The organism is Herbidospora cretacea (assembly GCF_001570605.1).
GTDB classification, from domain to species: domain Bacteria; phylum Actinomycetota; class Actinomycetes; order Streptosporangiales; family Streptosporangiaceae; genus Herbidospora; species Herbidospora cretacea.
Map to the genome: position 1 here is coordinate 20,774 of NZ_BBXG01000012.1, position 20,931 is coordinate 41,704.

The 20,931-nt window shown below is 72.0% G+C and carries 22 protein-coding genes; 18 read left to right on the plus strand and 4 right to left on the minus strand.

The window, feature by feature from the left end:
* Position 1: 1 nt before the first annotated feature.
* The 4 genes from rpmA to AW270_RS23170 all read left to right on the plus strand — a co-directional run bounded on the left by rpmA (position 2) and on the right by AW270_RS23170 (position 4,065).
* Complete coding sequence (gene rpmA / locus AW270_RS23155; RefSeq protein ID WP_030454820.1) at positions 2-259, plus strand: 50S ribosomal protein L27; 258 nt, start codon at positions 2-4, stop codon at positions 257-259.
* An 85-nt stretch (positions 260-344) separates the two neighbouring features.
* Positions 345-1,688 (plus strand): GTPase ObgE, encoded by a 1,344-nt coding sequence (gene obgE, locus AW270_RS23160; RefSeq protein WP_061297238.1) that lies wholly within the window; start codon positions 345-347, stop codon positions 1,686-1,688.
* 8 nt (positions 1,689-1,696) lie between these two features.
* Positions 1,697-2,806, plus strand: a complete 1,110-nt coding sequence (proB, locus tag AW270_RS23165) for a glutamate 5-kinase (RefSeq protein WP_218009314.1) — start codon at positions 1,697-1,699, stop codon at positions 2,804-2,806.
* An 8-nt stretch (positions 2,807-2,814) separates the two neighbouring features.
* Complete coding sequence (locus AW270_RS23170; protein ID WP_061297240.1) at positions 2,815-4,065, plus strand: glutamate-5-semialdehyde dehydrogenase; 1,251 nt, start codon at positions 2,815-2,817, stop codon at positions 4,063-4,065.
* Here the strand turns inward: AW270_RS23170 and AW270_RS23175 are convergent.
* Positions 4,062-4,706: a LuxR C-terminal-related transcriptional regulator gene (locus AW270_RS23175; protein WP_061297242.1), complete on the minus strand. Its 645-nt coding sequence runs from the start codon at positions 4,704-4,706 to the stop codon at positions 4,062-4,064. The two genes, AW270_RS23170 and AW270_RS23175, sit on opposite strands and share 4 nt — an antisense overlap.
* Positions 4,707-4,791: 85 nt before the next feature.
* Here AW270_RS23175 and AW270_RS38950 point away from each other — a divergent pair, with 85 nt between their 5' ends.
* The 3 genes from AW270_RS38950 to AW270_RS23185 are packed head-to-tail and all read left to right on the plus strand — an operon-like array spanning position 4,792 to position 7,599.
* Positions 4,792-4,956 carry a hypothetical protein gene (locus AW270_RS38950; protein ID WP_157522437.1) on the plus strand — a complete coding sequence of 55 codons (165 nt, stop codon included), beginning with the start codon at positions 4,792-4,794 and terminating at the stop codon, positions 4,954-4,956.
* The gene (locus AW270_RS23180; protein ID WP_061297245.1) at positions 4,953-5,336 is read left to right on the plus strand and encodes a DoxX family protein; all 384 of its coding nucleotides are present in this window, start codon (positions 4,953-4,955) and stop codon (positions 5,334-5,336) included. Before AW270_RS38950 ends, AW270_RS23180 begins: the two co-directional genes overlap by 4 nt.
* Before the next feature lie 52 nt (positions 5,337-5,388).
* Positions 5,389-7,599 carry a serine/threonine protein kinase gene (locus AW270_RS23185; RefSeq protein ID WP_061297247.1) on the plus strand — a complete coding sequence of 737 codons (2,211 nt, stop codon included), beginning with the start codon at positions 5,389-5,391 and terminating at the stop codon, positions 7,597-7,599.
* Between the two features lie 34 nt (positions 7,600-7,633).
* Here AW270_RS23185 and AW270_RS23190 read toward each other — a convergent pair whose 3' ends face one another.
* Positions 7,634-8,653, minus strand: coding sequence for a M48 family metallopeptidase (locus AW270_RS23190; RefSeq protein ID WP_082801773.1), 1,020 nt, complete (start codon positions 8,651-8,653; stop codon positions 7,634-7,636).
* A gap of 48 nt (positions 8,654-8,701) precedes the next feature.
* Between AW270_RS23190 and nadD the strand changes: the two genes are divergently transcribed.
* The 11 genes from nadD (at position 8,702) to AW270_RS23245 (ending at position 18,712) form a co-directional block, all read left to right on the plus strand.
* Positions 8,702-9,301 (plus strand): nicotinate-nucleotide adenylyltransferase, encoded by a 600-nt coding sequence (gene nadD / locus AW270_RS23195; RefSeq protein ID WP_082801774.1) that lies wholly within the window; start codon positions 8,702-8,704, stop codon positions 9,299-9,301.
* A gap of 81 nt (positions 9,302-9,382) precedes the next feature.
* Entirely contained in the window at positions 9,383-9,784 is a 402-nt protein-coding gene (gene rsfS / locus AW270_RS23200; protein WP_061297252.1) for a ribosome silencing factor, read from the plus strand.
* Positions 9,781-10,422, plus strand: a complete 642-nt coding sequence (locus tag AW270_RS23205) for a histidine phosphatase family protein (protein WP_061297254.1) — start codon at positions 9,781-9,783, stop codon at positions 10,420-10,422. The genes rsfS and AW270_RS23205 overlap by 4 nt, the downstream gene beginning before the upstream one ends.
* Positions 10,423-10,462: 40 nt before the next feature.
* A complete protein-coding gene (locus tag AW270_RS23210; RefSeq protein ID WP_061297256.1) occupies positions 10,463-12,187 on the plus strand; it encodes an ABC transporter ATP-binding protein in 1,725 nt (574 codons plus the stop codon).
* A complete protein-coding gene (locus AW270_RS23215) occupies positions 12,184-13,968 on the plus strand; it encodes an ABC transporter ATP-binding protein (RefSeq protein WP_061297257.1) in 1,785 nt (594 codons plus the stop codon). Before AW270_RS23210 ends, AW270_RS23215 begins: the two co-directional genes overlap by 4 nt.
* Positions 13,969-14,007: 39 nt before the next feature.
* Positions 14,008-15,102 carry a carboxylate-amine ligase gene (locus AW270_RS23220; protein ID WP_245674818.1) on the plus strand — a complete coding sequence of 365 codons (1,095 nt, stop codon included), beginning with the start codon at positions 14,008-14,010 and terminating at the stop codon, positions 15,100-15,102.
* Positions 15,103-15,208: 106 nt separating this feature from the next.
* Entirely contained in the window at positions 15,209-15,559 is a 351-nt protein-coding gene (locus tag AW270_RS23225) for a hypothetical protein (protein ID WP_061297604.1), read from the plus strand.
* The gene (locus AW270_RS23230) at positions 15,556-15,948 is read left to right on the plus strand and encodes a hypothetical protein (protein WP_218009315.1); all 393 of its coding nucleotides are present in this window, start codon (positions 15,556-15,558) and stop codon (positions 15,946-15,948) included. The genes AW270_RS23225 and AW270_RS23230 overlap by 4 nt, the downstream gene beginning before the upstream one ends.
* Positions 15,949-15,978: 30 nt before the next feature.
* Positions 15,979-16,560 carry an SRPBCC family protein gene (locus AW270_RS23235; RefSeq protein ID WP_082801775.1) on the plus strand — a complete coding sequence of 194 codons (582 nt, stop codon included), beginning with the start codon at positions 15,979-15,981 and terminating at the stop codon, positions 16,558-16,560.
* 120 nt (positions 16,561-16,680) lie between these two features.
* A complete protein-coding gene (locus AW270_RS37935; RefSeq protein ID WP_245674819.1) occupies positions 16,681-18,099 on the plus strand; it encodes a CynX/NimT family MFS transporter in 1,419 nt (472 codons plus the stop codon).
* Positions 17,990-18,712 carry an alanyl-tRNA editing protein gene (locus tag AW270_RS23245; RefSeq protein ID WP_245674820.1) on the plus strand — a complete coding sequence of 241 codons (723 nt, stop codon included), beginning with the start codon at positions 17,990-17,992 and terminating at the stop codon, positions 18,710-18,712. Before AW270_RS37935 ends, AW270_RS23245 begins: the two co-directional genes overlap by 110 nt.
* Before the next feature lie 140 nt (positions 18,713-18,852).
* On the opposite strand, the gene AW270_RS23250 is transcribed toward AW270_RS23245, so the two are convergent.
* Together AW270_RS23250 and sigJ are read right to left on the minus strand one after the other, a co-directional pair.
* Complete coding sequence (locus AW270_RS23250) at positions 18,853-20,013, minus strand: phytoene desaturase family protein (RefSeq protein WP_061297264.1); 1,161 nt, start codon at positions 20,011-20,013, stop codon at positions 18,853-18,855.
* Positions 20,014-20,035: 22 nt separating this feature from the next.
* Positions 20,036-20,920, minus strand: a complete 885-nt coding sequence (gene sigJ / locus AW270_RS23255) for an RNA polymerase sigma factor SigJ (RefSeq protein ID WP_061297266.1) — start codon at positions 20,918-20,920, stop codon at positions 20,036-20,038.
* Positions 20,921-20,931 lie beyond the last annotated feature (11 nt).

A 20,931-nucleotide genomic window follows, 5' to 3' on the forward strand; every position in this document is an offset into this window, starting at 1 on the left:
CATGGCACACAAGAAGGGCGCCTCGTCCACCAGGAACGGCCGTGACTCCAACGCCCAGCGGCTCGGCGTCAAGCGCTTCGGTGGCCAGCTCGTGAACGCCGGCGAGATCATCGTCCGCCAGCGTGGCACGCACTTCCACCCGGGCGACAACGTCGGCCGTGGCGGCGACGACACGCTGTTCGCGCTGTCCGCCGGTCACGTGCAGTTCGGCCGTAAGCGCGGTCGCCGCGCGGTGAGCATCATCCCGGTCGCGGAGTAGATCCGCAGTTACCGGAATAGGACGAGGCGGGTCGGTTTCATCCGATCCGCCTTGTCGTGTTTTTCATCGAAGGGATTTGACCGCTGTGGCGGATTTCGTGGACAACGTCCTCCTGCACATCAAGGCGGGGGATGGCGGCAACGGCTGCGCGTCCGTCCACCGCGAGAAGTTCAAGCCCCTCGGCGGCCCCGACGGGGGCAACGGCGGGCGGGGCGGTGACGTGATCCTGGAGGTCGACCCGAACACCTCGACCCTGCTGGAATACCATCACCGGCCCCACCGCAAGGCGGGCAACGGCAAGCAGGGCGCGGGCTCCAACCGTGACGGCGCGACCGGCGAGGACCTGGTCCTGGTCGTGCCCAACGGCACCGTCGTCAAGGACGCCAAGACCGGTGAGGTGCTGGTCGACCTGGTCGGCGTCGGCACCCGCTACGTCGCCGCGCAGGGCGGGTTCGGCGGCCTGGGCAACGCGGCGCTGGCCAACACCAAGCGCAAGGCCCCCGGGTTCGCGCTGCTCGGCGAGCCGGGCGACGAGGGTGACATCGTGCTGGAGCTGAAGACGGTCGCCGACGTGGCGCTCGTCGGGTTCCCCAACGCGGGCAAGTCGTCGCTGATCGCGGCGCTGTCGGCGGCCCGGCCGAAGATCGCCAACTACCCCTTCACGACGCTGATCCCCAACCTCGGGGTGGTGACGGCGGGCGAGGTGATCTACACGGTCGCCGACGTGCCGGGGCTGATCCCGGGGGCGTCCGAGGGCAAGGGCCTGGGCCACGAGTTCCTGCGCCACGTCGAGCGGTGTTCGACGATCGTGCACGTCCTCGACTGCGCGACCATGGAGCCCGGCCGCGACCCGCTGACCGACTTCGAGGTGATCGAGGCCGAGCTGGCCGCCTACGGCTCGCTCCAGGACCGGCCCCGCATGGTGGTCCTGAACAAGGTCGACGTGCCCGACGGGCGCGAGCTGGCCGACATCGTCAAGCCGACCCTGGAGGAGCGCGGGCTGCGCGTCTTCGAGGTCTCGGCCGCCGCCCACGAGGGGCTCCGCCCGTTCTCCTACGCCATGGCCGAGATGGTCGAGCAGGCCCGCGCCGAGCGGCCGGTCGAGGAGCCGACGCGGCTGGTCCTGCGGCCCAAGCAGCTCGGCGAGACCGGGTTCTCGATCCGCCGGGTCAACGACGGCATGTTCCAGATCACCGGTGAGAAGCCCGAGCGGTGGATCCGGCAGACCGACTTCAGCAACGACGAGGCCGTGGGCTACCTGGCCGACCGGCTGGAGCGGCTGGGGGTCGAAGACGCCCTGATCAAGGCCGGTGCGACCGCCGGGGCCGAGGTCGTCATCGGGTCGATGGAGAACGGCTACATCTTCGACTGGCAGCCCTCGATGGGCGCCAGGGTCGCCGGCCCCCGGGGCACCGACAACCGCATCTAGGGGGAAAAGTGGTCAGGGAGCGCATCGGCGCAGCCGGGCGGATCGTCGTCAAAGTGGGCTCGTCGTCGCTGACGACCCCACAGGGCATGATCGACGTCGACCGCGTCGACGCGCTGGTCGACGTCCTGGCGGCCCGCCGCTCGGCCGGCGCCCAGATCGTGCTCGTCTCCTCCGGCGCCATCGCGGCCGGGCTGGGCCCACTGGGGCTCAAGGCCCGGCCGAAGGACCTGGCCACCCAGCAGGCCGCCGCCTCGGTCGGCCAGGGCGTGCTGGTGGCCCGGTACACGAGCTCCTTCGCCCGGTACGGCCTGCGCGTCGGCCAGGTCCTCCTCACCGCCGACGACATGATGCGGCGGTCCCACCACCGCAACGCCCAGCGCACCCTGGCGCGGCTGCTGGAGCTGGGCATCGTCCCGGTCGTCAACGAGAACGACACCGTGGCCACCGACGAGATCCGCTTCGGCGACAACGACCGCCTCGCCGCCCTGGTCGCCCACCTGACCCACGCCGACGCGATGGTCCTGCTCTCCGACGTCGACGCCCTCTACGACGGCGACCCCAGAAGGCCCGGGGGAGCCAACCGCATCACCGAGGTGAGCGGCCCGGAGGACCTCGAAGGCGTCGAGCTCGGCACCTCGGGCCGGGTGGGCACCGGCGGCATGATCACCAAGGTCCAGGCCGCCAAGATCGCCACCGGCGCCGGGATCCCCGTCGTGCTGACCGCCGCCGCCCACGCCGCCCACGCCCTCGCGGGCGACGACGTGGGCACCGTGTTCCACCCGGGCGGCCGCCACCCCGGCACCCGCCTGCTCTGGCTCGCCCACGCCGCCACCGGCCGGGGCCGCCTCCACCTCGACGAGGGTGCGGTGAGGGCGGTGGCCGGACGGCGGATGTCGCTGCTGCCCGCCGGTGTCCTCAAGGTCGAGGGCGAGTTCGCCGCCGGTGACCCGGTCGACCTGTGCGGGCCCACCGGCGAACTGGTCGGGCGCGGGCTGGTCAACTTCGACTCCGGCGAGATCCCCGAGCTGCTCGGCCGGTCGACGCGGGAGCTGGCCAGCTCCCTCGGCCCCGAATACGAGCGTGAACTGATCCACCGTGACGACATCGTCATCCTCTAGGAGCGACCATGAGTGAGTTTCTGCAGGTGGCCACCGCGGCGAAGGAAGCCGCCCGGCTCCTCGCCCCGCTGCCGCGCGCGGCCAAGGACGCCGCGCTGCGCGCCATCGCCGACGCCCTGGTCGCCCGAGCCGAGGAGATCGTCGAGGCCAACGCCGCCGACGTCGCCAAGGCCCGCCAGGACGGCACGTCCGAGGCGATGATCGACCGGCTGCGCCTCGACACAGGCCGTATCAGCCAGATCGCCGACGCGGTGCGGGAGATCGCCGAGCTGCCCGACCCGGTGGGCGAGGTCGTCCGGGGCTCCACGCTGCCCAACGGCCTGGAGCTGCGGCAGGTCCGGGTCCCGCTCGGGGTCGTGGGGATCATCTACGAGGGCCGCCCCAACGTGACCGTCGACGCCGCCGCGCTGTGCCTGAAGAGCGGCAACGGGGTGCTGCTGCGGGGGTCCTCCAGCGCCTACTCCTCGAACGTCGCGCTGGTGAAGATCATGCAGGAGGCGCTGGAGCCGACCGAGGTACCCTCCGGGGCGGTCCAGCTCGTGCCGGGCCTGACCCGCGAGTCGGTCAAGGAGCTCATGCGGGCGCGCGGGCTGGTCGACGTGCTGATCCCGCGCGGCGGCGCGTCGCTGATCAACAGCGTGGTCGAGGAGTCGTCGGTGCCGGTCATCGAGACGGGCGTGGGCGTCTGCCACGTGTACGTCGACGCCGCCGCCGACCAGGACCGCGCGCTGAAGATCCTGGTCAACGCCAAGGCCCAGCGGGTGTCGGTCTGCAACTCGGCCGAGACGCTGCTCGTCCACGAGGGGATCGCGGCCGAGTTCGTGCCCAAGGCGATCGCGGCGCTGGCCGAGGCGGGCGTGACCGTCCACGGCGACCCGGCGGTCGCGGCCATCGGCGGCCCCTCCGTCGTCCCGGTGACGGAGGAGGAGCTCAGCACCGAGTACCTCTCCTACGACATCGCCGCAGTCGTGGTCCCGTCGCTGGAGGCCGCCGTCGCCCACATCACCCGCTACGGCTCGGGCCACACCGACGCGATCGTGACCGACTCGCAGACGGCCGCCAAGCGGTTCGTCGCGCTGGTCGACTCGGCGGCGGTCGCGGTCAACGCCTCGACCCGGTTCACCGACGGCGGCGAGTTCGGCTTCGGCGCCGAGATCGGCATCTCCACCCAGAAGCTCCACGCCCGGGGGCCGATGGGCCTGCCCGAGCTGACCTCGACCAAGTTCATCTATGTGGGCGAGGGCCACGTCAGGGGTTAGGCCCTCACCAGGATCCTGGTGCCGAGGCCGGCGTCGCGGGCCCGCAGGGCGGCGTCGAACCGGCTCTCGGCCTCCAGCTTCGTCAGCACGTTGCTGACGTGGTTGCGGACCGTCTTCGGCGCCAGGCACATCTCCTTGGCGATCTCGGCGTTGCTCCGGCCGTCGGCCAGGTGCTCCAGCACCTCGTGTTCCCGCTGGGTCAGCTCGGGGAAGGTCGTCCGGGTCGAACGGGTGGTCAGTTTCGCACGCAGCCCGGCAGCCACCTCGCAGGCGAACACCAGGTGGCCGACGCCCACGGCGCGGATCGCGGCGGCCAGTTCAGCGGGATGGGCGCTCGTCATGACGTAACCGCGCGCCCCCGCGCGCATGGCCGCCATCAGGCTGAGCTCGTCGGCGTGCTGGCTGACCACGATGATCTTCACGTCGGGGCAGCGCCGGGCGATGTAGTCGACCTCGTGCAGCAGGGTCAGGTCGATCAGCAGGACGTCGGGACCGAGCTTGACGGCCGACCTCAGCGCGCCCGGCCCGTCGTCGGCCAGCGCCAGCAGCTTGATCCCGGGGGCGTCGGCCAGGGCCCAGCGGACCCCCTCGGAGTACAGGTAGGTCTCGCCGGCCACGACGACGGTAACGGGTTCGCTCATGGTCAAACGGTCTCTTAAGGCTCTTGAGAATGACTTGGCGATGACTTCAGTCACTCTGAGTGACCGTCGGTGAGACATTGGTTCCATGGATCTTCTCGTCACGCTGAGCTTCATCGTGGCCGTCGTCGCGGGGGCCGACCGGCTGCTCCTCGCGATGGAGCGGCATGGGCTGGTTCGCTGGCGGCTCTCCGCGCCCCGTCCGGCCGAGCTCCGCGAGCACGGCGCCCGTCTCGACCACCTGCTCCGGTGAGGCCCGCCCTGTACGACGCCGCCGCCCTCTTCGGCCGGATCGCGCTCGGGACCACGTTCATCCAGCACGGCTACGCCAAGGCGCGCGGCGGCATCGACGCCACCACGCAGGCGATGACCCAGGCGGGGGTGCCCGCGCCGCGCATGTCGGCCTGGTTCGCCACGGTCGCCGAACTCGGCGGCGGGGTCCTGCTCGTTCTCGGGCTGCTGACGGCTGTGGCGGGGGCCATGCTGTTCGCGGTGATGTCGGGCGCGTTCCTGTTCGTCCACGTGAAGGACGGCTCGTTCGAGCTCGTCACGGCTCTGGGTGCGGTGGCCGTCATGCTGGCCGTGGCCGGACCCGGCCGGATATCGCTGGATCGGTACGTCTTCCGGCGATGACCGGCGTGCCTCCGGGGAAATGTCGTGGCGCTCCACTAGGGTGACCAGACCTATGGGTGGACGTCTGGGGCGGGTCGGCCCATACGCGCTCCTGGAGCGCCTGGGCCGTGGTGGCATGGGCGAGGTCTATCTCGCGGCCACGAAACGGGGCGAACAGGTCGCTCTGAAGATGCTCCGTGAGCCCATCGAGGGCGACGCCGACGCCCGATTAAGGCTCGACCGCGAGGTGCGCGCGCTGCGCCGGGTGGAGAGCCCCTACGTGGCGCGGGTCCTCGACGCCGATCTCTCCGGCGACCGGCCTTACCTGGTCATGGAGCACATCGCGGGCGACACCCTGCTCAGCGCGGTGAAGCGCGACGGGCCGCTGGCCGAGGTCGAGCTGATCCACCTCGCGCGCGGCCTGGCGACCGCTCTGGCGATCATCCACGCGGCCGGGATCGTCCATCGTGACCTGAAACCGGCCAACGTCCTCATGGGCGACGAGGGGCCGGTGCTGATCGACTTCGGCATCGCCCAGGTCCTCGACGCGACCCGGATGACCCAGACCGGGACCTTCCTCGGCACGCCCGGGTACGCCGCGCCCGAACTCTTCGCGGGCGAGCAGGTCGGCGAACCGGCCGACCTCCACGCCTGGGCGGCGACCGTGGCCTTCGCCGCGACCGGCCGCCCGACCTTCGGCGCCGGCTCGGCCGAGTCGCAGATGTACGCCATCCTCCACGGCAAGGCCGACCTCAAGGACGTGCCGCCCGCCCTGCTGCCGCAGATCAGGGCCGCCCTCAACCGCGACCCGGCCAAACGCCCCACCGCCGCCATCCTCGCCGACCGGATGACCCGCCTGGCCCGGGCGGCGGAGGAGCACGACGTACGGGAGAAGGAAGCCGAGGCCGACGGCCCGGCCCGCGGCCGCCGCCTCGGCGAGACCTCCCGTCGCCCACGTGGCGGCACCGGTCCGGACGGCGCCAAGGACAGACCGGCCAAGGAGTCGGCCGGCCGCGACACCGACGGAGGCCGCCGCGCCCGCGAGGCCGGCGACCGGGACGCGGCCTCGATCCCGGGCGAGAGCGGCCGTAGGTCGCGGGATGCCGGCGGCCCTGGCTCCGCTTCCGCCGATGGCGGTCGCAGGACGCGAGATGCCGGTGGCTCGGGTGCGGCTGACGGCGGGCGTCGGATCCGGGATGCCGGTGGCGGCCCGGCTGATGGTGGGCGTCGATCGCGGGATTCGAGCGGTTCTGGCGCGGTTGCCGCCGAGGGCGGGCGTTGGACGCGGGATGCCGGTGGCACCGGCTCTGGTTCGGCTGAGGGCGGGCGTCGGGCGCGGGATGCCGGTGGCACGGGCTCGGCCTCGGCTGAGGGCGGGCGGCGGGCCGGTGGGTCGGGTCCGGCTGACGCTGGCGGCCGGGACACCGGCTCCGGGTCGACGGACGGGGGCCGCCGGGCGCGGGATCCGGGTGGTAGCGGCTCGGCTGATGGCGGGCGTCGGGGGAAGGATGCCGACAGCCGGGAAGCGGCCTCGGCCGACACCGGGCGGCGGAGCAGGGACTCCAGCTCTGGCGACGCCGACGGGGCGCGCCGGGGGAACGCCGCCGAGTCCGCCGGGTCCGGCCGCCGGACCCGGGAGGCCGCCGCCGTGTCGGTGGAGGCGCGTCGCGGCAAGGAGCGCGGCAAGGAGCAGGAGGCCGACTCGCGGCTGGGCGCGGAGGCCGCTGTGCAGACGCGGCGCAGGCGGGCGGTCAAGCCGCCGGAGGCGATGCCCACCGGCGGCAACTCGCTGCTGGTGCTGGCGGCCGTGGCGGTGCCCTGCGTGATCGGGTGTGTGGTCTACCCGGCCGCCACGTTCGGGGTGACCGGGGTGTTCGTCGTGCTGGCGCGGACCCTCTGGGTGGGGCACTGGCTGACGCGCAGACGGCGGCCGGGGCGGATGAACAAGGCCCTGCGGATCGGGCTGTTCCCGGTGTCGTTCTCCGGGGCGCTGATCGCCGGGGTCGCCTGGCCGGGGCTGCCCGCCGGGGCGCTGGCGTTCGGGGCGATGTGGGCGACCGCGGGAGGCCGCCTGGCCCCCGACTGGTGGGACCAGGCCGTGCCCGTCACGGTCGCGGGGCTCGTCTTCAGCGTGGTCTGCGGCGCGATCATCGGCCGTGAGGTCGAGAAGGTCGGCGCCGAGCTGCCGGAGCTGCGCAGGGAGGGTCTGCGCGCGCTGGCGGTGCTCGGCGGCTTCGTCGCCATCTGCGCCGCGGCGGTCCGGATCGTCGGGTCGGTCTTCTAGCCCGCGATCAGTTCTCGCGGCGCGAACCCTGCCTTCAGTTCTCCCTCCGGGAGAACCGGTTGAAGATCCGCTCGCCGGCGTTGACCGCGCCCTCGGCGACGTCGCGCAGCACGCCGATGAACGGGTCCTGCGACTGCGACCACGACTCGCGGTAGGACGCCGCGGCGGCCTTGACCTCGTCGGACAGCTTGGCGTTGTGGTCGTCGGTGCGGCGGGCGTAGTCGCCGGTGAGGATGTGGTCGTATTCGCCGCTGCGGCGCCAGCGGTCGAGCTCGGCGACCCGGGTGACGGCGAACGGGTGGGTGGTGCCGAGCAGGTTCAGCACCTTGAGCAGGCCGTCGCGGACGTCACCGGCGGTGTCGTACTCGCGGGCCTGGTCGAGGAAGGCCTCGATGTTCATCTCGTGGAGGCGGGAGCCGCCGGCCAGCTTCATCAGGGCGCGGAGCGCGGCGTCGGGGTCCTGACCGGCGAGCAGACCGCCCCGGTCGGCGGACATCTCGGCCTTGCGGGCCCACTCTTCGAGGGCGGCGACGATCACGCGCAGGCCGATGTAGCCGAGCGGGATCCAGGCGACGCGGGTGGCCAGGCGGGTGAGGATCTGGAGCATCGTGCCGTAGACCGCGTGGCCCGACAGGATGTGGGCGGTCTCGTGGCCGATGACGAAGCGCAGCTCCTCGTCGTCGAGCAGGTCGAGACAGCCGGTCGAGACCACGATGAACGGCTCGTCGAAGCCGATCGCCATCGCGTAGACCTTGGGGTCCTGCTGGACGTAGACCTCGGGGATCCTGGCCAGGTCGAGGATGTAGGCGCTGTCGCGGCCCATGTCGTAGAGGGCCCGGAACTGGGTCTCCGACGTGCGGACGGCCGAGGCGAGGAACATCAGGCGCAGGCGGCGCTCTGAGAACAGCCCGGAGGTGCGCTTGAGCACCGAGTCGAACCCGGTCAGCGACCGCATCGCCACCAGAGCGGACCGGTCGGCGGGGTGTTCGTAAGCGCGGGAGCTGATGCCGGGCAGCGGTGTACGGCTGCGATCGGGAGTGGTCATGCTCGGCATGCTACGTCGGTGCTTGGGCCGCCGCGCGTCAACGTTATCGTCCGTCGTATGAGAAACGGAGCCGCGACCAGGCGGCTTGGGATCATGGGCGGCACGTTCGACCCCATCCACCACGGCCACCTGGTGGCCGCCAGCGAGGTCGCGCACCACTTCGACCTCGACGAGGTGGTGTTCGTCCCGACGGGCCGGCCGTGGCAGAAGGCCGAACGGACGGTGTCGGCCCCCGAGGACCGCTATCTGATGACGGTGATAGCGACCGCGTCGAACCCGCGCTTCTCGGTCAGCCGGGTCGACGTCGACCGGCCGGGGCCGACCTACACGATCGACACGCTGCGTGACATCGCCGAGGCCTACGGCCCGGAGACCGAGCTCTACTTCATCACCGGCGCCGACGCGCTGGCCCAGATCCTGGGCTGGCGGGACGTCGAGGAGCTGTTCACGATCGCCCATTTCGTCGGCTGCACCCGCCCCGGTCACACCCTCCAGGACCCGGGGCTGCCGAGCGGGAAGGTCAGCCTGATCGAGGTCCCGGCGCTGTCGATCTCGTCGTCGGAGTGCCGTGACCGGGTGGGGGCGGGGCAGCCGATCTGGTACCTGGTTCCCGACGGCATCGTCCAGTACATCGGCAAGCGGGGTCTTTACCGATAGGGCGGCAATAGGCTTGAAGAGCACGCCGACGGGTGGGCACTCTGGGATCTCAATCCCCGTCATGGAGGAACAAACCGCATCGTGACCGCATCTGAACGCTCGATCCAGCTCGTATCGGTCGCCGCCGAGGCCGCGGCCGACAAGCTCGCCGACGACATCGTCGCCTACGACGTGAGCGACCGGCTGGTGATCACCGACGCCTTCGTCGTCTGCTCCGCCTCCAACGACCGCCAGGTCCGCGCCATCGTCGACGAGATCGAAGACCGCCTGCGCGTCGAGGCCGGGGCCAAGCCCGTCCGCCGCGAGGGCGAGCGGGAGGGCCGCTGGGTCCTGCTCGACTTCGTCGACATCGTGGTCCACGTCCAGCACGAAGAGGAGCACAACTTCTACGGGCTGGGGCGGCTCTGGAAGGACTGCCCGCCCATCGAGCTCCCCGAGAGCGTCGCCCAGGCGGCCGCCCAACGGTCGCGGGGTGAGGAGTGAGCCGGCGGATCGTCTGCCTCCGGCACGGCCAGACCGCCTGGAACGCCGAACACCGGTTCCAGGGCCACACCGACATCCCGCTCGACGAGACCGGGATCGCCCAGGCGGCCAGGGCCGCGTCGCTGCTGGCCGCCCTCCGGCCCACGAAGATCGTGTCGAGCGATCTGAGCCGGGCCCACGAGACCGCTCTGGCGCTCGGGCGGCTGACCGGCCTGCCCGTCACCGTCGACAAGGAGCTGCGCGAGCGCGGCGGCGGTGAGTGGGAGGGCCTGACCGGTGACGTGATGAAGGCCCGCTGGCCGGCCGAATACGCCGCCTTCGAGCCGCCGGGCGGCGAGACCGAGGTCGAGGTCGCCGCCCGCGCGTCGGCCGCGATCCTGCGGTGGGCCGAGGAGATCGACGACGACGGGCTGCTCGTGGTCGCCTCCCACGGCGCCGCGCTGCGCCTGGGCATGCTCGGCGTGCTCGGGCTGCCGAGGGAGCTCTGGCACACCCTCGGCGGGCTCGGCAACTGCTCGTGGTCGGTGCTCAAGGAGGGGCGCAAGGGCTGGCGGCTGGTGGAGCACAACGCCGGCACCCTCCCCGAGCCCGTCAGCAGCGACGACAAACCGGAGTTCCAGGACGACGCCACGCGATAGTCACCCCCTGGAAACGGGCTGAGTCGGCAACAGTTGGGACATGGCTTTGTTGTCCCTCTGGCGACTCAAGTCCTATCTCCGGCCCTTCACCTCCGTCATCGTCCTCAGCTGGATCGCCGCCGTGGTCGGCATCGCCGCCGGGCTCGCGATCCCCCTGATCGGCAAGGAGATCATCGACGGCCCGATCGCCGCCGGTGACCTCGCCGCACTGACCCCCCTCGGCCTGCTCGCCCTCGCGCTGGGCGTGGTCGAGGCGGTCATGATCTGCCTGCGCCGCTGGCTGCAGGGCATCGCGGTGTTCGGCGTCGAGACCGCCCTCCGCGACGACATCTACGCCCATCTCCAGCGGCTGCCGATGAGCTTCCACGACGAGTGGCAGTCGGGGCAGCTCCTCTCCCGGGCCACCACCGACCTCGGCACGATCCGCCGCTTCTTCGGGTTCGGCGCGCTGTTCCTGGTCATGAACGTCATCCAGCTCGTCGTGGTGACGATCCTGCTCCTGCGCCTCTACTGGCCGCTCGGCCTGCTGGTGGCGCTGGCCGCCGTGCCGATCATCGTGGTGTCGGCCCGGTTCGAGAAGCGCTACCGGGTGATCTCCCGCGCCCTCCAGGACCGCCAGGGCGACCTGGCCACCCACGTCGAGGAGTCGGCGCTCGGGATCCGGACCATCAAGGCGTTCGGCCGGGGCGGCCACGTCTTCTCCCGGTACGACGGCCTCGCGGTCGTCGTCAGGGACACCGCGCTGGAGAAGGTCCGGCTGTCGTCGCGGTTCTTCACGTTCCTGGAGATCGTGCCGAGCGTCACCCTCGCGCTGGTGCTGCTGCTGGGCGCGACGGCGGTCGGGCAGGGAGCGCTGACGCTGGGCGCGCTGGTGGCGTTCACGACCTTCGTCCTGCAGCTCGTCTGGCCGGTGTCCTCGCTCGGGTTCATCCTGGCGATGGGACAGGAGGCGATCACCGCCGCCGACCGGGTCCTCGAAGTGCTCGACACCGAGCCGTCGATCGTCGGCGGGACGCTCGTGCTCGACCGGCCGCGCGGGCATCTGCGGTTCGAGGGGGCCGGGTTCCGGTTCCCGGGCGCCGACCGGCCGGTGCTCCAGGACCTGTGGCTGGAGGTGCGGCCCGGCGAGACCGTCGCCGTCGTGGGGGCGACCGGCTCGGGCAAGACCACCCTCACGTCGCTCGTGCCCCGGCTCCTCGACGTCACCTCGGGGCGGGTGAGCATCGACGGCCACGACGTGCGCGACCTGACGCTGCCGTCGCTGCGGTCGACCGTGGCGACCGCCTTCGAGGAGGCCACGCTCTTCTCGATGAGCGTGCGGGAGAACGTGACGCTCGGTCACCGCGACGCCACCGACGCCGACGTGCGGGAGGCCCTGGAGATCGCGCAGGCCACGTTCGCCTACGACCTGCCCTGGGGGCTCGACACCCGGATCGGGGAGCAGGGCATGTCTCTGTCGGGCGGGCAGCGGCAGCGGCTCGCGCTGGCCCGCGCGGTGCTCGGCAGGCCGCGTGTCCTGGTGCTCGACGACACGCTGTCGGCGCTCGACGTCGAGACCGAGGCGCTGGTGGAGGACGCGCTGCGCGGCGTGCTGGCCGACGCGACCGGCATCGTGGTCGCCCACCGGGCCTCCACCGTGCTGCTCGCCGACCGGGTCGCCCTCCTCGACGGCGGCACGATCACCCATGTCGGCACTCACCGGGAGTTACTGGCCGGGGTGCCGGGGTACCGGGCGCTTCTGGCCGCGGAGGAGGTGCTCAGTTGACCGATTGGCGCGGCGTCGCGGCGGAGAACCGCGACGACCTCGACGACGAGGCCAACGTGCTGCTCCGGGCCCGGTCACGGCGGCTGCTGGGCGACCTGCTGCGGCCCCACCGCAGGGCGATCGGGCTGCTCGTCGCGCTGATCGTGGTGTCGAACGCGGCGGGCCTGTCGATCCCCTATCTCGTCAAGATCGGCATCGACACCGGCGTCCCCGCCGGGACGCGGACCCTGTCGATGATCGTGGCGGCCATCCTCGGCGCGGCGGTCACCCAGGCGCTGACCCGGCAGGCCTTCCTGCGGTTCTCCGGCCAGATCGGCCAGGAGACGCTGCTGGAGCTGCGCCGCCGGCTGTTCGAGCACTTCCAGCGGCTCTCCCCGGCCTTCCACGAGAAGTACACCTCGGGGCGGGTGATCTCGCGGCTGACCTCCGACGTGGAGGCCATCGCCGAACTGCTCGAAGGCGGCTTCGACGGGCTGATCACCGCCGTGCTGACGCTGTTCGGCACGGCCGCGATGCTGCTGATCCTCGACGTGCACCTCGGCCTGGTGGCGCTGGCGCCGTTCCCGGCGCTGTTCCTGATGACGCGGTGGTTCCGGCGCGCCTCCCTGACGACCTACCGCCGCAGCCGGGAGGCGGTCGCGGCGGTGATCGTCCACTTCGTGGAGTCGATGACCGGGATCCGGGCGGCGCAGACCTTCCGCCGCGAGCCGCGCAACCAAGAGATCTTCGAGGAGCTCGACGAGCGCTACCGCGCCGCGAACCTGGCCGGCATGCGGCTGATCGCGGTGTTCCAGCCCGGCGTGAAGCTGCTCGGCAACCTCACCGTCGCGGCGGTCCTGCTGTACGGCGGCTGGCTGGCCGTCCAGGGCGAGGTCACGGTCGGGGTGCTGGCCGCGTTCCTGCTGTATCTGCGGCAGTTCTACGAGCCGATGCAGGAGATTTCCAATTTTTACAACACGTTGCAGTCCGCGGGCGCCGCGCTGGAGAAACTGTCGGGCGTGCTGGAAGAACGCCCCGGGGTGGCCGAGCCGCTCGTCCCGGTCGCCCTGCCGGCGGCCAGGGGAGAGGTCCGGTTCCAGGACGTGCGCTTCCACTACCACCCCGACGTGCCGGTGCTCCACCGGCTCGACCTGGTCATCCCGGCAGGCCAGATCGTCGCGGTGGTCGGGGCGACCGGGGCCGGGAAGACCACCCTGGCCAAGCTGATCGCCCGGTTCTACGACCCGGTCACCGGCCGGATCACCCTCGACGGCGTCGACCTGCGCGACCTCGGCGAGGCTTCGCTGCGGCGGGCGGTGGTCATGGTCACCCAGGAGAACTACCTGTTCGGCGGCAGCGTGGCCGACAACATCAGGTTCGGGCGGCCGTCGGCGACGACCGCCGAGGTCGAGGCGGCAGCGGCGGCGGTCGGGGTGCGGGGGTTCGTCGCCTCGCTCGACGGCGAGGCGGGCAAACGGGGCGCCCGCATGTCGGCCGGGCAGCGGCAGCTCGTCGCGTTCGCCCGGGTGTTCCTGGCCGACCCGGCCGTGCTCATCCTCGACGAGGCCACCTCCAGCCTCGACGTGCCCAGCGAACGGCTCGTGCAGCGGGCCCTGCGGACCGTGCTGACCGGCCGGACCGCCCTGATCATCGCCCACCGGCTGTCGACCGTCGAGATCGCCGACCGCGTTCTCGTGATCGACGACGGCCGGGTGGTGGAAGACGGCCCGCCCGGCGAGCTGATCGCCGCGTCGGGACGGTACGCGGGCCTGCATCAGGCCTGGCTAGAGAGCTTGACCTAGTTCGTGCTCATTCTCCGGATGATGGGTAGATCAGACCTTATGACTCGCTTGGTGGCGCTGGGCGTGGAAGAGGAATTCCACGTCGTCGACCTCGTCAGCCGCCGGCTGACCCCTCAGGCCCATGTCGTCCTCGACGGGCTCCCCGACAGCAACTTCGCGGCCGAACTCCAGCGGGCCGTCGTCGAGACCAACAGCACCCCTACCCCCGACCTCGCCGCCCTCCGCGCGAACCTGGTCGACCTGCGGCGGCAGCTGATCGCCAACGCGGAATCCCACGGTCTCGGCATCATCGGCTCTGGCACCGCCCCGCTGCACGGCGACGACGGTTTCGAGCTCACCCCGGACGAACGCTACGAATACCTCCTCGACACCTACCAGTTCATCGCCCGCGAGCAGTTCATCTGCGGCGGCCAGTGCCACGTCGAGATCAGCGACCGCGACCTGGCCGTGCTGGTGGCGCAGCGGGTGCAGCCCTGGCTGCCCGCCCTCCTCGCCCTTTCCGCGAGTTCGCCCTACTGGTTCGAGACCGACAGCGGCTACGCCAGCAGCCGGGCCCTGGCCTGGCAGCGCTGGCCGACCGCCGGGCCGCTCGGGCCGTTCGGGTCGGCGGCCGAATACGACCAGGCGGTGGCCGACCTGGTCACCTCGGGCGTGATCGACGACCGGGGGATGGTCTACTTCGACATCCGCCTGTCGGCGCACGTGCCGACGATGGAGCTGCGGGTGTGCGACTCGGTGCCCCGGGTCGACGACATGGTGCTGCTGGCCGGGCTGTTCCGGGCGCTGGTCGTCCGGGAGACCGACGCCGTGGAGGCCGGCGCGCCGCCCCGGTTCGACCAGCGGCCCGCGATGATGCGGGCCGCGACCTGGCGGGCGGCCCGCTCGGGTCTGAGCGGCGACCTCATCTCGCCGCTCACCGGCAAGCCCGGCCCGGCGTCGGCGCTGGTCGGCACGCTGCTGGACGAGCTGCGCCCCACTCTTGAGGCGCTGGGCGACTGGGAGACGATCTCCGATCTGGCCCACCAGGCCGTGCGGCTGGGCGGGTCGGCGGCGCGGCAGCGCATGGCGTACACGAAGGAGGGGCAGGCCACCGACGTGGTGGACCTGCTGCTGCGGGAGACCGCGGAGGGCTGACGAGGGGTCCTGCCCGCAACGCACAGCACACCGGCGGGCCCGGCCACGGCCGGGCCCGCCGGACGTGGAACACGGACTGACCTGGCCCACCGGTACCCTGCTGGGCATGTTCTCCGCCTTCTCCGGATGGGTGATCGGCGCCGCCCTGCTGCTGGCCGTCGTCTCCCTCGTCACGGCGATCCGGAACCGGCCCATGGGGGTCGTCATCCTGGCCGGGCTGGTCCTGGTCGAGGTGGCCCTCGTCGTGCAGGCCGCCATCGCTCTTCCCCGGGCCGGTGAGGTGACCGAGCAGGCCACCTTCGTCGGCTATCTCCTCGGCACGATCGTCATCCCGCCCGCCGCGCTGTGGTGGGGCCGCGCCGAGCGCACCCGCTGGGGGCCCGCCGTGATCGCCGTGGGCGCCTTCACCGCCGGGGTGATGACCGGGCGGCTGCTCCAGATCTGGAACATGGCGTGAGAACCGGGGTCAACTCCGGTCCCGGCCGGCTGCTCGTCGCCGTCTACGGCGTCTTCGCCCTGGCAGCCTCGGCGCGGGCCGGGGTGCAGATCGCCACGAGGTTCTCCGAGGCGCCGCTGGCCTACGCGCTCTCGGCCTTCGCAGCGGTCGTCTACATCGTGCTGACGGTGGCGCTGGCCAGGGGGAACGCGCGCCTGGCGCTGGTCGCATGCCTGATCGAACTGGCCGGGGTGCTGGTCGTCGGGACCCTGTCGGTCGTCGATGCGCAGGCCTTCCCGCACGCGACCGTCTGGTCGGGTTACGGGAGCGGCTATCTGTTCATCCCGCTCGTGCTGCCGATAGTCGGGCTCGTCTGGTTGTTCAGGACGCGCGGACGCGGGCAGGTGTGACCGTTCCCCCACAATTCAGGAGGAACGGCAGTGAGCACCATCGAGAACACGGTCGACGTGGATGTGCCGATCCGGGCCGCCTACAACCAGTGGACCCAGTTCGAGTCCTTCCCCGAGTTCATGGAAGGCGTCGAGTCGGTCAAGCAGCTCGACGACCGGCGGACCCACTGGGTCGTGGAGATCGCCGGGGTCCGGCGCGAGTTCGACGCCGAGATCACCGAGCAGAACCCCGACCACCGGATCGAGTGGCGCTCGCTGGAGCGTCCCCGCCAGTCCGGGACGGTGACCTTCGAGACGCTGGGCGCCGGTTCGTGCCGGGTCACCCTGCGGATGGAGTACGACCCCGAGGGGTTCACCGAGACCATGGGCGACGCGCTGCAGATCGTCCGCATGCGCGTCAAGGGCGACCTCGGCAGGTTCAAGGAGTTCATCGAGTCGCGCGGCGGCGAGACCGGCGGCTGGCGCGGCTCGGTCGGCGACCGGCACGAGCCCGGCGGCACCCTCCCGGGCGACACCGGCCTGCCCGCTCCCGGAGCCACCCCCGGGATGCCCGGCGCCCACGGCAACCCCCGGCACGACGACGGCCCCCCGCTCACCCCGCCCGTCGTCTGACCTTGGCGGGCGGCCTTCGGGCCGCCCGCTTTGTTACGCCCAGTTTGCCTAACTAGACAAAATGGTCCTAAACTTTGTCGAATCATAGGATGATTCGATGAGTGGGGGACTGAGTCAGGCATGGCAGCGATCGCCGCCCGCCGTAGCCGTACCGGATCGATCGCCTGGCTGGTCGCCTTGGGGATCGTGCTGGCCGCGCTGAACCTGCGCACCGCGGTCAGCAGTGTCGGCCCTGTACTGGACCAGGTCAGGGACTCTCTCGGCATGTCCGCGGTGACCGCGGGGGTGCTCACCACGCTGCCGGTCCTCTGCTTCGCGGCCTTCGGCGCGGTGACCCCGGCCCTGTCCCGAAGGGCCGGGGAACACCGGCTGCTGGTGATCGCGCTGGTGCTCACCGGCGTGGGCCTGCTGGTGCGGTCGATGGTGGACGGCATCCCGGTGTTCCTGCTGGCCAGCGCGGTCGCCCTGTCGGGCGGCGCGATCGGCAACGTGCTGATCCCGACGCTGATCAAGCGCCACTTCCCGGGCCGCCCCGGGCCGCTGACCACGCTCTACTCCGTCGGCCTCGCCTTCGGCACGATGATCTCGGCCGCCGCGACCGTGCCGATCCAGAAGGCCGCCGACGGCAACTGGCACATCGCCCTGGGGGTCTGGGCGGCGCTGGCGGCCGTGGCGGTCATCCCGTGGCTCGCGCTGCTGCGCACCGAGCCCGAGCGCGGGGCGGCGGCCGGGATCAAGCCCGGTGACCTGATCAGGAACCGGCTCGCCCTGGCCATGGCCGGGTATTTCGGGTCGCAGAGCCTGATCGCGTACGTCATCTTCGGCTGGTTCCCCCAGTTCCTGCTGGACCACGGGTTCACCGGCGAGCAGACCGGGACCATCATGGCGATCTTCGCCGCGGTCGGCATCCCGGTCTCGCTCGTGGTGCCCGCGCTGGCGGCCCGGATGCGCTCCCAGCGGCCCCTCGTGCTCGCGTTCGTCGCGATCTACGCCGTCGGCTTCGCCGGTCTGATGACCGGCCAGGCGATCGTGCTGTGGACGATCGTGCTGTCGCTGGCCATGGGGTCGTTCCCGCTGGCCCTGGCGCTGCTGGGGCTGCGGACCCGGACCGCCGAGGCCACCGCCGCGCTGTCGGCCTTCGGGCAGAGCGCCGGATATCTCATCGCCGGGGCCGGGCCGTTCGTCGTGGGCCTGCTCTACCAGCTCTCCGGCGGCTGGACGCTGCCGTTCGCGCTGCTCTTCGTGGTGGTCGCGGGGCAGGCCGTCACGGGGTGGTACGCGGGCGGCGATCGGCTTCTCGACGGCGTGCCCGATAATGAAGATTATGGACCTTCGCGCATCGACCCAGGTCACGTATCCCAGGGGCGGGCTGACCGGGTCGTCGGAAGTGGTCGCGCGGGTGCCGCTGGGGGGCGGCCACGGAGTGATCGTGGCCCGGACGCCGTTCCACCCACTCGACCACGCCTGGCCCGACCAGCCCGCCGACACCGGCCTGCTCGCCGGGGCCCGGGTGGTCGACTGCCTGACCGGTGCGACTGACGGCGGCGCGCTCCACATCGGCGACGAGATCCCGGTGAAGCGGGGGGCCGAGGGCTGGACGTGGCTGGTCGTCCACATCATGGAGGAGCCCATCGAGGGCCAGGTCGAACTGTGGGTCGACCCCGACCGGCGGCACGGCTTCTCGGCCGGCCACACCGCGTGTCACCTGACGGCGCTGGCGCTCAACGAGGCGCTGGCGCCGTTGTGGCGCAAGGAGGCCCGGCTCGACAGCCTGGGACACCCCGACTTCGACCAGCTCGCGATCACCTCGTCGCGGATCCTCAACCACGGGAGCCGCGACGTCTACCGGCTCGGGAAGTCGCTGCGGCGCAAGGGGTTCGACGCGGCCGGGCTCGACCTGCCGGCGGTGACCTCGCAGGTGCGGGAGCGGCTCAAGGAGTGGATCGCGGCCGACGCGCCCGTCTGGGTCGACTGTCCCGACGAGGATCTGACCGCCCGCCGCACCTGGCGCTGCCTGCTGCCGGGGGCCGAGGCCTCGATCCCGTGTGGCGGAACCCATCTGACCAGCACCGGGGAGCTCAACGCCGTCGCGGTCGACCTCGCCTTCGACGGCGAGGAACTGGCGATGACGACCCGCGTGTCGCGCGGTTAGCGGGGTCTCGGCGGGGTCTGGGGGCCTGCCCGGCCCCGGACACAAGGGTGGCCGCCCGAGGCGACCTGACCTCGCCTCGGGCGACCACTTAACAAGCCTAGGCCATGGGAGGTGGATCGGGCCAATCTGCCCCCCATCCTTTACGTCACCAGTCGCGCCTTCCTTGTTGATCTGACCGCCTGGCGGGCCGCTTCCAGGGCGCTGTTGACCGCCACCTCGCCCAGCAGACCGGGGGCCGCGACGGCGTCCCCGGCCAGCCACACCCCGTCTCCCCGGTCGATGGCCGGACGGTCCCGCCAGGTCTGTCCTGGCAGGTCAAGGGCGCCGGTGCGGCCGTTGGCCAGGGCCTCCCTGCGCCAGGCGACCCGCTCGCGCCAGCCGGGGAGACCCAGATCGGCGAGTCTTTCCAACCGGGCGATCGCCGCGATCCTGCCCTCTCCGGGACGCAGGGGCATCTGCATCTGAATCAGGCTCTTTCCGGCCGGGGCCAGCGACGGATCGGGGGAGGAGTACCGTTCCAAGAATCCGCCCTCGTCGAGATCGGCGACCAGGAAGGCGTCGTCCGGGTGCCGGTCCACGCCCAGGTCGAGCAGGGCCGCCCGGCCGCTCTCCCAGGTCAGGGCGGGATCCCCGAGGAGGGAGCGGGCGGCGTCCAGGCTGGTGGCGACGATCACCGGGCCCTCGGGGAGGCCGGTGACCCTCGATCCGGTCTCGATCGCCACGCCGAGGTCGCGGGCCCGCGCGGCCATGCGGTCGATCATGCGGCCCCAGCCGCCGACGACGTAGCGGGGCGCGGGGAAGGCGGGGCGGGAGACCCGCCGGAAGCGGTCCCAGACGAACCTGGCCGACAGACGGCCGGGATCGGCCTCGTAGGTGACCACACCCAGCAGGCCGGCCACCGCCTGGGTCGCCTCCTCGCCCAGGTGGCGGTGGCCCCAGGCGGCGAAGCTCTCGTGTACGGGGGCCTCGTAACGCCGTCTCAGGAGAGCTCCGACCAGGGGACGCGGAGGGCTGGAGCGCAGGCGGGAGCCGTACAGGACCCGGAACTTCCGGAACTCCCTCTGGCCCAGCCTCCGGTGGGGCCCGGCCAGGCCGCGCCGGTCGAGCCAGCGGAACGGCGCGCCGTCGGAGTAGAGGACGTGGGTGCCGTCGTTGGCGACGTAGGGCGCCGCGGTCGAGCGGGCCCGGCCGCCGAGGGTCTGGTGGGCCTCGTGGAGGACGACGCCCGCGCCCTCCTCCGCGCAGGCGATGGCGGCCGTGAGCCCGGCGAGCCCGCCGCCGATGATGGTGATCTGCGTCATGCACCCGTGGACGGGTCACGGCTCACAGATGTGACATCTTCTCCGGATTGGCCACGACATAGACGGTCTCCACCAGCCCGTCGGCCACCACCAGCGAGAGCACCGCCACCACCCGCCCGTCGGCCTGGACGACCACCGCCGGGCCGCCGTTGACGTCGCCGATCTCGATCGTGAGGTCGGCGGGGAGGTCGGCCGAGAGGTCGTTCAGGAAACGGCTCACGCCGCGCTCCGAGGCGATCGCGAGCAGGAACCTCGCCACGTTCGCCGCCCCCGCCAGGACGTTGCGCGGCGCCCTGGCCTTGCCGCCGCCGTCGCCGACCAGCGTGACGTCCTTGGCCAGCAGGGCGGTCAGGCCGTCGAGGTCGCCCCCGGCGGCGGCGCTGACGAACCGCTCGGTGATCGCGCGGCGCTCGCCCCGGTCGACGTCGAAGCGCGGACGGCGCTCCCTGACGTGGTCGCGGGCGCGCTTGGCGAGCTGGCGGATCGCCGGTTCGTCCCGGCCCAGGATCGCGCCGATCTCGGCGTGGCTGTAGCCGAACGCCTCCCTCAGCACGAACACCGCCCTCTCCAGCGGCGAGAGGGTCTCCAGCACCACCAGGAGCGCCAGCTCCACCGTGTCGGCGAGCTCCGCCTCCTCGGCGACGTCGGGCGTGCTGACCAGCTCCGGCAGCCACGGCCCGACATAGGATTCCCGGCGGCTCTTGGCCTGGCGGAGCCGGTCGAGCGCCAGGTTCGTGGCGATGCGCACGAGATAGGCGCGCTCGTCGTCGGCGTACCCCTCGGGAAGCTGCGACCAGCGCAGCCACGTCTCCTGGACGACGTCTTCGGCGTCGGTGACGCTGCCCAGGATGCGGTAGGCCACCCCGAGCAGGATCTTCCGGTGCTCGCTGAACGACAGTGCGGTCATGACCCTCCAGA